At 64.3% G+C, this 11651-nt stretch carries 10 protein-coding genes and 1 pseudogene; 10 read left to right on the plus strand and 1 reads right to left on the minus strand.

Annotation, left to right across the window (positions count from 1 at the left end):
- Positions 1 to 28 precede the first annotated feature (28 nt).
- The 5 genes and pseudogenes from FHS92_RS17230 to FHS92_RS17250 all read left to right on the plus strand — a co-directional run bounded on the left by FHS92_RS17230 (position 29) and on the right by FHS92_RS17250 (position 5089).
- Positions 29 to 1213 (plus strand): tyrosine-type recombinase/integrase, encoded by a 1185-nt coding sequence (locus tag FHS92_RS17230; protein ID WP_246352094.1) that lies wholly within the window; start codon positions 29 to 31, stop codon positions 1211 to 1213.
- A complete protein-coding gene (locus FHS92_RS17235; RefSeq protein WP_184081903.1) occupies positions 1210 to 2214 on the plus strand; it encodes a tyrosine-type recombinase/integrase in 1005 nt (334 codons plus the stop codon). The genes FHS92_RS17230 and FHS92_RS17235 overlap by 4 nt, the downstream gene beginning before the upstream one ends.
- Before the next feature lie 84 nt (positions 2215 to 2298).
- Positions 2299 to 4437 (plus strand): annotated as a pseudogene (locus FHS92_RS17240) (strawberry notch C-terminal domain-containing protein); the annotation flags it as partial.
- 22 nt (positions 4438 to 4459) lie between these two features.
- Positions 4460 to 4699, plus strand: coding sequence for a type II toxin-antitoxin system Phd/YefM family antitoxin (locus FHS92_RS17245; protein WP_011608100.1), 240 nt, complete (start codon positions 4460 to 4462; stop codon positions 4697 to 4699).
- A gap of 3 nt (positions 4700 to 4702) precedes the next feature.
- Positions 4703 to 5089 carry a type II toxin-antitoxin system VapC family toxin gene (locus tag FHS92_RS17250; RefSeq protein ID WP_011608099.1) on the plus strand — a complete coding sequence of 129 codons (387 nt, stop codon included), beginning with the start codon at positions 4703 to 4705 and terminating at the stop codon, positions 5087 to 5089.
- A 19-nt stretch (positions 5090 to 5108) separates the two neighbouring features.
- Here the strand turns inward: FHS92_RS17250 and FHS92_RS17255 are convergent, their stop codons facing one another.
- A complete protein-coding gene (locus FHS92_RS17255; RefSeq protein ID WP_011608098.1) occupies positions 5109 to 5567 on the minus strand; it encodes a helix-turn-helix domain-containing protein in 459 nt (152 codons plus the stop codon).
- Between the two features lie 256 nt (positions 5568 to 5823).
- Here FHS92_RS17255 and FHS92_RS17260 point away from each other — a divergent pair, with 256 nt between their 5' ends.
- The 5 genes from FHS92_RS17260 (at position 5824) to FHS92_RS17280 (ending at position 11586) form a co-directional block, all read left to right on the plus strand.
- The gene (locus FHS92_RS17260) at positions 5824 to 7878 is read left to right on the plus strand and encodes a ParB/RepB/Spo0J family partition protein (RefSeq protein WP_011608097.1); all 2055 of its coding nucleotides are present in this window, start codon (positions 5824 to 5826) and stop codon (positions 7876 to 7878) included.
- A gap of 77 nt (positions 7879 to 7955) precedes the next feature.
- A complete protein-coding gene (locus FHS92_RS17265; protein WP_092960232.1) occupies positions 7956 to 9620 on the plus strand; it encodes an ATP-binding protein in 1665 nt (554 codons plus the stop codon).
- The gene (locus tag FHS92_RS17270) at positions 9617 to 10528 is read left to right on the plus strand and encodes an ArdC family protein (protein WP_145074174.1); all 912 of its coding nucleotides are present in this window, start codon (positions 9617 to 9619) and stop codon (positions 10526 to 10528) included. Before FHS92_RS17265 ends, FHS92_RS17270 begins: the two co-directional genes overlap by 4 nt.
- Before the next feature lie 103 nt (positions 10529 to 10631).
- Positions 10632 to 11288: a hypothetical protein gene (locus FHS92_RS17275; RefSeq protein WP_011608083.1), complete on the plus strand. Its 657-nt coding sequence runs from the start codon at positions 10632 to 10634 to the stop codon at positions 11286 to 11288.
- Positions 11289 to 11298: 10 nt separating this feature from the next.
- Complete coding sequence (locus FHS92_RS17280) at positions 11299 to 11586, plus strand: hypothetical protein (RefSeq protein ID WP_184081904.1); 288 nt, start codon at positions 11299 to 11301, stop codon at positions 11584 to 11586.
- Positions 11587 to 11651: the final 65 nt, after the last annotated feature.

The raw sequence follows: 11651 nt of genomic DNA on the forward strand, positions 1-11651 counted from the left end.
GCAGATGCTCGACGTCTGGCTGAAGGAAATGGAAAAACGTTGGCGAATGCCGACGCTGCTCAACCAGGTCTGCATTGTCGATCGCTTCCTCGAACACCTCGTCGAAATCGGGCTGATCGCCGAGAATCCCGTTGCCGTGCTTCGTCGTCAGTACAACGCCAAACAAAACAAGCCGATCTGGCGGGCTCTCGCTTCCCCCAATCCCGACGAAGCCCTGGCCGCATTGCGACGGCCTGCGCCCTACGGCAGCGTGCTGGGGGACTTCATGCGCGAGCATGTCGCGTTGATGCGCAGCCGGGGCTATCAGTATGAGACCCAGGCTCACTGGCTATTGCGGTTCGATCGGTTCCTCCAGGCGAACCCCGAACTTGCCGGGGCATCGCTTGAGACAATGCTGGCGCGCTGGGCAACTGCCAAGCCGACCCGCAACCACGCGGCTGAATGTCAGAAGCTGGGGCGCATCCTGACCAAGGCGCGGTATCGCCTTGATCCCAGAATCCCGCCAAAACGCTTCAACGCCCGGTCGGAGCGGGAAGTGGCGCGCGAGCATCGACGGCCGCATATCTTCAGTCCGGCCGACGTCCGGCGGTTGCTCGATGTTGCCCGCTCGTATCCGTCGCCGGATGCTCCGCTGCGGCCTATGGCCCTCTACACGATGGTGGTTCTGGCCTATTGTGCCGGACTGCGCCGTAGTGAACTCGCCGGGCTTGATCTGGGTGACGTGGACCTTCAATCGGACACGATCACGATCCGGGAAACGAAGTTCTACAAGACCAGGATCTTGCCGCTAACCGGCAGCGTCATGGCCGAATTACGGGCCTATATCGATGCAAGGCGGCGCGCCGGCGCCCCGCAGGATCCGCGGTCCGGGCTCTTCTGGCATGACCACTTCAATGATCGCTATGCCCCGGTGGTGGTCTCAACGATGATCACCAACGTCATGCGTCGAGCCGGGTTCAAACCGCCCTTCGGGCGGACGGGGCCGCGTGTTCATGACCTGCGTCACTCAATGGTCGTGAACCGGATCCTCCAATGGTACCGATCCGGCATCAACCCGCAGGACAGGCTACGCTACCTCTCCACCTATATGGGCCACCGGGACATCAACTCCACGTTGGTCTACATCACCGTCACGCAGGATCTGTTGCAGGAAGCAAGCGAGCGGTTCCGCGCTGTCGGCGCCCCATGCCTCAACATGGAGGCGCTGTCATGAAAAAGAGCAATCCGTTCCCCGCGTTGTTGCGGGCGTTCTTCCAGGAATGGTTGGCCGAGCAACGCAGTGCTTCTGTCCATACGATCCGGTCCTACCGCGACACCTGGCGGTTGTTGCTTCGGTTTATCGCGGAGCGAAAAGGCGGCGGGGTCGCGCGGATCATGCTGGCCGACGTCTCGGCCGGCGAGGTGCGCGCGTTCCTCCACCATACCGAGCATGGGCGCAGGGGCACGATCGGTACACGCAACTGCCGGCTCGCCGCGATCCGCAGCTTCTTCAGCTTCGTGGCTGACAAGGATCCCGAATACATCGCGCAATGCGCCGAGGTCCTGACTGTCCCGCTCAAGCGGGAGCCCACTTCTGCGCCCTGCTACCTCGAGCCAGGGGAGGTTGAGGCAATCCTCGCACAGCCCGACCGGTCGACAATCGAAGGCGCGCGCGACCATGTGCTGCTCTCGTTCCTCTATAACAGTGGCGCGCGCATCCAGGAGGCGCTCGACCTCTGTCCTGAGGCGATCCGGTTCGAAGCGCCGACCTGCGTGCGTCTTTACGGCAAGGGGCGCAAGGAACGCATCTGTCCGCTCTGGCCGGAAACCGTGACGTTGCTCAAGAAGTTGTTGGAGCGACAGCCACGCGCAACAGGTGAGCGCATCTTCGTAAACCGATACGGTGAACCGCTGGGCGCCTCGGGAGTGCGGTTCAAGCTTGCCACTTATGTGGAGGAAGCGGCAAAATCCGTGTCGACGCTTCGGTCAAAACATGTGACCCCGCACAGCTTCCGGCACGCGACAGCCGTCCACCTCGTCGCTGCCGGGGTCGATATCACCGTCATCCGCAGTTGGCTGGGGCACGTCAGCCTCGACACGACCAACCACTACGCCCAGGCTAATCTGGAGACCAAGCGAAAGGCGCTGGAACAGGTGGGCGCGCCGGCGGCGAGCAACGTTCCTCCTTCGTGGAAGCGGGATGCAAGTCTGATGGAGTGGCTCGACACCCTGTGAAATAATGCGAAGGACGTGGCGGGGTGTTCCGCGGCTTTGCGGGCCTGCGCCGCGTTCCTTCACATTATCGCGACCTCGCGATAAACGATCATTCACCAGAACCTCGAAGCCGCGCTTGAACTCACCGGCATCGTCGACGGGCTTGAGAACCGGACGCTCAACAGCGGCGCCAAGGCGGCGGCCCGCAGTCGGTTCGAGGGAACCAAGCAGCGCTTCTTTGCGCAAGTCCTGCTCTCGCTGAAACTGCCCTCGATCTACCCCGCGATCGACGAGCATTTGGGCGAAGGGGATAGCGTGGTCGTCCAACTGGTGAGCACGGCGGAATCCATCCTCAACCGGCGGCTCGATGAACTGGAGCCGGCTGAGCGTGAGGCCCTCGACATAGCCTATGACTGTAAGGAGTACGTCGTCGACTATCTGACCCGCGCCTTCCCGACCCGGCAAATGGAGGAATACACGGACGAACTTGGCGACGTGCGCTCGCGGCCGATGTGGGACGAGGCGGGCAATCCGGTCCACAACCCGCAGGCCGAGGCCGCGCGCGCCGACCTGATCGAGCATATCTGCGCCATGCCGCCGATCCCGACCGCGCTCGATGCGCTGCTCGAGCACTACGGGGTAACGGCCGTCGCCGAGGTGACCGGTCGCAGCAAACGCCTGGTCCGTGACGGCTCAGGGCAGCAGCGCCTCGAAAGCCGCTCACCCCGGACCAACCTTGCCGAGACCACCGCGTTCATGACCGGGGCCAAGCGCATCCTCGTGTTCTCCGATGCAGGCGGTACGGGCCGAAGCTATCACGCGAGCCTCGATGCGAAAAACCAGCAGCGCCGGGTCCACTTCCTGCTCGAGCCCGGATGGCGTGCTGATCGGGCGATCCAGGGACTTGGGCGCACCCACCGCACCCATCAGGCTTGCCCGCCGCTGTTCCGCCCGGTCACCACCGACTGCAAGGGCGAGGCCCGTTTCACCAGCACGATCGCGCGGCGCCTCGACGCCTTGGGCGCGCTCACCCGCGGCCAGCGCCAGACCGGCGGGCAGGGGATGTTCGATGCCAGCGACAACCTCGAGAGCATCTACGCCAAGCACGCGCTCCACGACTGGTATGGCCTCCTCGCTATGGCCAAGCTCAAGAGCACGACCTTGTCGGAGTTCCAGCGGATGAGCGGGCTCGAACTCACCGACCAGGACGGGGTGCTGCGCGAGGATCTGCCGCCGATCCAGCGCTGGCTCAACCGCATCCTTGCCATGAAGATCGCCGTCCAGAACGCGATCTTCGACGAGTTCCTCACCCTTGTCGAAACCCGCGTCTCGGCGGCGAAGGAAGCGGGCACCTTCGATATCGGGGTCGAGACCGTGGCGGTCGAGGCCTGCGAGGTGCTGTCCGACACTGTGATCCGGACCGACTCTGTGACGGGCGCGACCTCGCACCTGCTTGAGCTGTCACTGACGCAGCGGCGCAAGGTTCTCTCGCTCGAACGCGTGCTCAAGCTGGCATCCTATGAGGAACAGCCGCTGTTCCTGCGCAATGACAAGTCGGGCAAGGTCGCGCTTGGCATCGCGGCGCCCTCGCACATGGACGAGGAGGGCCACATGATCCGCCGCTACGAGCTCGTGCGGCCGCTGCGCAGCGAGTACCTGCGCGCTGACCGGCTCGATGAGTCCGCCTGGGAGCCCGTGACCAAGGCCAGGTTCAGCGCGCTGTGGGAAGAGGAATACGCCGCCGACGAAAGCCAGCTCGTCACTGAGACGGTCTGTCTCGCGACCGGGCTGCTCCTGCCGATCTGGGGCGCGCTTCCCAAGGAAGACCTCACGGTCAACCGCATCGTCGACAAGTCAGGTGCTTCCTGGCTCGGCCGCCATGTCCACGACCTCTACGTCGATGCGACCCTCGAAAAGCTCGGGGTGGCCCGCAAGGCGCAGACTGATCCTGCCAAGATTGCGGCTGCCATCCTTGGCGGGGGCACCTGGAAGGCGCCTCATCCGCTCAATTTCACGATCCGCACATCACGCGTGAACGGTTCCCGAAGGATCGAGATCGTCGATGCCGAAGCCGCGCGCATCCCCGAGCTCAAGGCCAAGGGCTGCTTCACGGAAATCATTGCCTACAAGACGCGGGTGTTCGTGCCGACGGACAAGGCCGACCAAATCCTTGCAAGCCTGATTGGACAGGCACCTTGCGAGGAGCTTGCAGACGCGAACGGATGTGGTAGACTTAGTTTATAGAACTTAGCTAAGGTAACTGGAAATGGACACGGTCAACATTCATGAAGCAAAGACGCATTTGTCGCGCTTGCTCGAGCGCGTGCTGCGCGGGAATGCGGTCGTGATCGCCCGGTCGGGCAAGCCGATTGCGAAAATGGTGCCAATCGACACTGCTGCACCGTCCAAGATCAAGCGCCTGGGTTTCCTCAAAGGGGAAATGCGCGTGCCGGAAGATTTCGACCGTATGGGCGAGGGTGAAATTGAAGCGCTGTTCGAAGCCTGAGCGATGAAATTTCTCCTTGATACACATGTCCTCCTCTGGGCAGCGGGCTTTCCGGAACGATTGACGCCTGCCGCCCGGAAACTGATCAACGATGAGGGCAACGAACTGGTCTTCAGCGCTGCCAGCCTTTGGGAAATCGCGATCAAGAACGGGCTCGGGCGGGAAGACTTCGCAGTCGACGCACGCGTATTGCGCCGGGCGTTGATCGACAACGGATACGTCGAGCTCGCCATTTCAAGCGAACACGCCGTTGCAATTTCCCAGTTGCCTCCGATTCACAAGGACCCATTCGATAGAATGCTGATCGCTCAGTCGATCGTCGAGGGCATCACCTTGCTCACATCAGACGAAACAGTCTGCCGGTACTCCGGACCCATCCGACAGGTCTGATTGTTCCGCTCGCGTCAGATCAATACCGACCCGCGCCATCCGCAATCAGGTCGTCCATCGCTTTCGAACGAATCTTGTCGCGCTCCGCCTTGTACGCGAACACGTCTTCAGCCTTGAGGCGACGGTGCCGGCCCACCATGCTGTGCGCGACATCGCCCTTCTCGATAAGCCTGATGAGATAGGGACGGGACATGTTGAGCAGATCTGCTGCCTGCTGCGTCGTCAACATCTGCTGGATCGGCACGAGCGTGACGGCATCTCCGCTCCCGATGTGACGCAGCAACTTGAGGAACAGGTCCGACATCGCCGGTGTCAGCGAGATTTCTACCGGCTTCCTGGTCTTGGGATCGGTCAAGTGCAGTTTGGCTTCGCCGGGCTTCTGCGAGGCAAGGATACGCCGTAGCTGGTTGGCGATCTGCCGATCATCGGCAGAGGGCGGCCTGTTGCCGAAGGGCAAGGCATTGGCTGGCAGTGTCATCGTTTCTCTCCGCTGATGGCGATATCCCGAAGCGCATATTCGAAATAAACGCAACCAAGTTGTGCGCCTCAGGTTCCGATGCAGGTCCGATCCATGAGGCATAAATCGATCATTTATGCCTCATGGCACCAAGCGGCCCGCCCTGGGACGCGCGGTTGCGCCCGGGAATTCGGGCAATCCTGAAACCGTGAGGGGAGGGGGGCTGGAAGGGGTGAGCCGAAGGGCTCGGCCAAATCCGGCCTTCAGGAGCACTCCCATGAACGACATCGAGTTGATCCCGCTCGGCAAGCTACGCCTGTCCGAAGCCAACGTCCGCAAGAACGACAGCAACCTCTTCATCGAGGAACTGGCCGCCAATATCGAGGCCAAGGGCCTCCTCCAGAACCTGATCGTCGTGCCCGCCAAGAAGCGCGGCATGTTCGATGTGACCGCGGGCGGCCGGCGCCTGCGCGCCCTCAACTTTCTTCTGACGGCGGGCAAGCTTCCCAAGGACCACCCCGTCGCCTGCCGCGTCCTCGACATCGATGCCGCTGAGCAGTCCGAACTCTCGCTGATCGAGAACGTCATCCGGCTCGACATGACGCCGACCGACGAGATCCGGGCCTACAAGCACTTCGTCAATGAGGGCAGCGACCTCGACGCGATCGCCAAGCGGTTCGGCCGCACCCGCCGGTTCATCGAAGGCCGCCTGCGGCTTGCCGACCTCGCCGATCCGATCTTCGCCGCGCTCGAAGAGGGCAAGATCACCCTCGACGTCGCCAAGGCTTATGCGACGACGCCCAACCACGACCGCCAGATGATGGTCTGGAACGAGCTGTCGAACTCCTGGCAGGGCAACAATCCGGACTCGATCCGCCGCATGGTGACGCACAGCGCGATCCGTTCGTCCTCGCCGATGGCCAAGCTTGCCAGCGAGGCCGACTACCTCGCCGCCGGCGGCAAGATTGAGCGCGACCTTTTCACCGAGGACGGCGGCGAGACGTGGATCGATGCGGAGATCGCCCAGCGCATCGCCGGCGAGAAGCTCCAGGCTTTCGCGGCCGAAATTGCCGAAACCTCCGGCTATGCCTGGGTGCGCCCGATCCTCGAGACCCGCGTCACCTACAACGCAACCGAAGACCTCCACCAGATCCATCTCGAACCCCCGCCGCTCACCGAGGAGGAGCAGGTCGAGGCCGACAAGCTGCTCGAGACGATCTCGGTGCTCGAAGCCGAAAGCGAGACCCTGGACGAGGACGACGAGGCTGCCGCCGCGGACTTCCAGGCACGATGGGATGCCGCAAGCAGCGCCTACGATGCGCTCCACGACAAACCCCCGGTGATCCCCGAGGAGATGAAGGCCAATGTTGGCTGCTTCGTGATCATTGGCGCTGACGGCCAGCCTGTGGTTGCGAGCGGCCTCTACAGCGACAAGCCGCTCGAACGCCGTAAGGCGCGTGGGTCCGAAGCGGGAGACGGCGCCAGCGGGGCAGCAGGGGAGGGCGGTAGTGCTTCTGCCGCACCCAAGCCTCTGTCGCAAAAGCTGGTCGAGGAACTCGCCGTCCAGCGCCGCGACATTCTCGCGATCAACCTCGCTTCGAACCCGGCGATCGCGCTCGATTACCTGATCTTCGCCATTGCCGACTCTCGCGCGCTCTACAGTGCGCAGGCCTTGGGCACGACGCTCCGCGCCCCGTCGCCCTCGCTCTACCTAGCCAACTACCCTGAAAGCCCGGCGCACACGCTGATGGCCGATATCCGCGAGACGCTCGACCTGTCGTGGACCGAGCACCGCCGCACGGTCGACCGGTTCTCCGCGTTCAGCGCGCTCGACGACGATGCCAAGGCGAACTGGCTCGCCTGGTGCATGGCAAAGACGCTCGAGGCCAGCATGGGGATCGACAGGAAGGCAGGGCAGTCCGGCCCTGAGCCGATCGACCTCCACGACCATCTCGCCGCGCTGATGGGGATCAACGTCGCCAGCCACTGGCGGCCGACCTCGGCCAACTACTTCGACCGGGTCAGCAAGCAGGCGCTGCTCGCCCACGTCAGCGAAGTCGGCGGACCGACCATGGCGGCGAGCTTCATGGGCTCGAAGAAGGGCGATCTCTCGGCCTCCTGCGAAAAGCTGTTCGCCGGCGAGACCATCGTCGCACCCGAGGTCAAGCAGGCTGCACTCGCCTGGGTGCCCGAGGCCATGCGCTTCCGGGTGCTGGCTGCGAGTGAGCCTGATGAAGAAGGCCCGGTAGAGCACGATCCCGAGAGCGATGCCGGCGAAGTCGAACCTGCCGACGAGCAGGACGCCGAAGCCGGCGAGACCGTCGACGCCTGATACAGCCCTGCCGGCACGCTGCCCGTACCTCTCTAGCGACCTGCGGCAGCGTGCCGGTCCATCCAGGACATGAACCCATGACCATGATCACCAAGCTGCGCGCCCGGGTCTCACCGCACGCGATCTCGAAGGTCACCCGCATTTTCAACGGGACCCTCGACGACATCTTCAACGAACTCTTCCAGAATGCCCGCCGCGCGGGCGCGACCTGCATCACCGTCACCGCCGAGCACATGGCAGATGCCTGCCTCATCACGGTGAGCGATGACGGCGCCGGGATCGCCGACCCGGTCGACCTCCTCTCACTCGGCCAGTCCGACTGGTCCGAGGAGTGTCGAACCCGCGAGGACCCGGCGGGCATGGGCTTCTTCAGCCTTGCTGGCCTCGACACCGTGGTCAGTTCGCAAAGCGCGGGTGGTGCGTTCTCGCTGGCAATCACAGGCGATGCCTGGACCGGCGAGGCCGACATCGATGTGCTGCCCTTCGACGGGCCGCGCGGCACGGCAATCGCCTTCCGGTTCGATCCGCAGCCTGACGGTAAGCTCGAACGCTGCGTCGAGGCGGCGGCCCGGTTTCTGCCGCTTGCCGTCAGTTACAACGGCAAGGACCTCGCCAGCGCCGATTTCCTCGCCGACGCGCACAAGGTCATCGAGCGGGAGGGGTTCCGGATCGGCGTGTTCCGCGACCGGCACTCGCCGCACGTGGCGACGCTCAATTTCCACGGGGTCACCCTCAAACACGCTTTCCCGGTCGTGAAGGAAGTCCATCACACCCAGTGGTCCGTGCAGGTCGACGTGATCGACGCGCCCGATCTCGTCCTGGTCCTGCCCGCCCGCAAGGAAATCTACCGCAACGCCGCGCTCGACCGGCTCGTGGCACTCTGCCGCGAGGCGATCTTTTCGGTCATCCGCGAGGAACCGTTCCACCGCCTGAGCTTCGAGGACTGGCTCGAGGCGAGCCTGTATTACGACAATTTCCCGCAGGCGGCGCGGCAGTTGCCGCTGTGGTACCCGACGCTCGCCCGCGACAGCTACCGCGAGGTGCCGCGCTTTGCCGACCTCGAGCCGGGCGCGGCGATCTATGACGACACGGACTCCTTCGATGCCGTCACCTTCGGCCGTGCCCTGCGGCGCTCGAACGGGGGCGAGATGCACCGCCTCGGCGGCCCCGACCCGCGCGCCTTCCACGAGCCGATCACCAACTTCATCGGCTATCCCTGGTACGATGCCCTCCCGGCTTTCGTCCGTACCGGCGAGCGCTTCACCTTCGATGGCGGCAAGCCGACCGATGAAGAGGGTGCCGTTACCGTCCGCCCCGACGCGATCACGATCGAACTCACCGATCAGCACGACCGGCGGCTCGATCTCGAGACCGACTTTGCGATTCTGGAAGATGCCGATTCCTGGGGTGATCCCGACTGCGCGCACATTGCGCTGACCCGGACCACCGCGCTGGGGCCCGACGATCTCACCGACCTCATCATCGATGCGGTGTTCAGCCCTTCCGACGATTCAGATGCCGACAGCTACGACACCCAGGAGACCCGCTTCCGACACGATGCGGCGGTGCGCGCCCATGCCATCCTCGAAGGCGAGGACGCCGCGATCCTTGCCGGCATCCGCATGGCCTTCGCCGACCGGGTCGCCTGGCGCATCCCGCACGGGCGCACGCTGCGCCTCTCCTGGTCGAACGCCGCCTCCGACCTCTCGCTCGATCCTGCCCAGGAGGGCCCCGTCCAGTGACCCGTCACCCCAAGCCCGACGTCGCGCAGGTCATCACCGACCTGATCCTCGAGAAGATCGCCGCCGGCACGGCCCCGTGGCTCAAGCCCTGGACCGCGACCAGCACGCGGCCGCTGCGCCACAACGGGGTCCCCTATTCGGGGATCAACACCTTCTTCCTCTGGGCGGTCGCCGAGAGCCGGGGCTACGCCAGCCCCTACTGGATGACCTTCCGTCAGGCGCTCGAACTCGGCGCCCATGTCCGCAAGGGCGAGAGCGGCTCGTTCAGCGTGTTCTACAGCTCGGCGCGCAAGACCGACACCGATCGCGAGACCGGTGAAAAGAGCGAAAAGACGATCCGGTTCATGAAGTGGAACCACGTCTTTAACGCCTCGCAGATCGAGGGGCTGCCGGCGCACTACTACCCCGAGCCGCTGGACCCCAAGTCGATCGGCGAACTCTCTGCCGAGGTTCAGGCCTTCCTCGATGCGATCCCGATCCGCGTCGTCCACGGCGGCGACAGTGCGCATTACACGCCGAGCACCGACACAGTCACCTTGCCGTCGCCAAACGCGTTCCATTCGATCGAGGCGTATTTCTCGACCCGGTGCCACGAGCTTGGCCACGCCACAGGGTCGGCCAAGCGGCTCAATCGCCAGTTCGGCAAGCGTTTCGGGGACGATGCCTATGCCTTCGAAGAAATCGTCGCGTCGCTCTGCCAGGCCACCCTCTGCGCCGAATACGGCCTTCCCAACGAACTCCACGACAGCCACGCCTCCTACATCCACCACTGGATGAAGATCCTGCGCGGCGACAAGACCGCGATCCTCCACGCGGCGGCCAAGGCCGAGCAGGCGGTCAAGTGGCTTCGCCAGTTCGATCCGGCGCTCGGTTCGACCCTGCCGGACGAACTCAAGGAGGCAGCCTGACGGTGTCCGGGAAGCCGAGGCACTTGGCCCGCTCGCAGCGCGAGCGGGAAGGGGAGGGGGTGGGAGCCCGATGCGCCAGGGGGCGCAAAGGGAGATTTCACCGATGAACTACGATCTCGACTTCCGCTATCGCCGTGCCCTGCAGCCCGACGCGCTCGCAACCATTGCCACCGCCACCCAGGCCGTGGTCGATGCAATGCAGGACGCGCGCAACGCCGGGATCGACCCAGCGCGCGATCCCGCGACGATCCTGCTCGCGCGTCACGTCGGGCGCATCGCATTGGGCCACGCGCCCGACGAAACCTTTGCCGAAGACCTGCCGCTGCGCCGGCAGTGCCTGGCCAAGATCGACGAGCTGAAATTGAAGCCCGCGCTGGTCGCGCTCGCCCGCCGCGGCATCGGTTACGATCCCGAAGCCAAGCGCGCCTTCCACCGCGAAGCCCGCTCGGCATTGCGGGTGGCGGCGCGCCATCTCGGTCTCGAGCCAGATCAGTACGATCTGCGCAGCAACTTCGCCGGCCCTGCGGTCTCGGGCGAGATCACGCTCCACGGCGACGAGATCTACATCCAGGTCTCGATCCCCTGCATCCATCCGGGCCGCGAGGTCATGTTCCGCCGGTGCAAAGGCCGCCAGGACTACCTCGGCGATCGAAATCACTTTTGCGACATCGCGGTCCTTGCCGCGCCGCACAGCTTCCGCGCGCTCGTCGTCCGCGAGACCGGCCTTTCCATCAATCCGCGCCAACAGGCGCTCGTCTAGGAGAACCGCCATGGGTTGGCTGTTCATGTCTCGCGGCGGCATGGCTCCGTTCGCCACGCCGAAGGCCTATCTCGACAACCAGTGCACCTATCCGCCCGACCCTGACAAGGGCCGGGCGACCGGCCTGCGTGTCCTCAAATCCACCGTCCGTTCGGGCGCCTACTATGCCGCCTGCCAGAGCTACGATCTTGAAGCCCCGCACGAAACTTTCGCGATCATCTGCCTCGTCAAATGGAACCCCGGCGCGAAGAGCGGCGAGGAGTTTGGCTACAAGGATAGTGCGCCGTTGCGGCGCTGAAATGGAGTATCAGTGATGATGAGGTAAGTTGAGAATGCCTCTGCTCGCCGGACTAACCTCGGGCC

This window comes from Sphingobium subterraneum, from assembly GCF_014199435.1.
Classification (GTDB): Bacteria; Pseudomonadota; Alphaproteobacteria; order Sphingomonadales; family Sphingomonadaceae; genus Sphingobium; species Sphingobium subterraneum.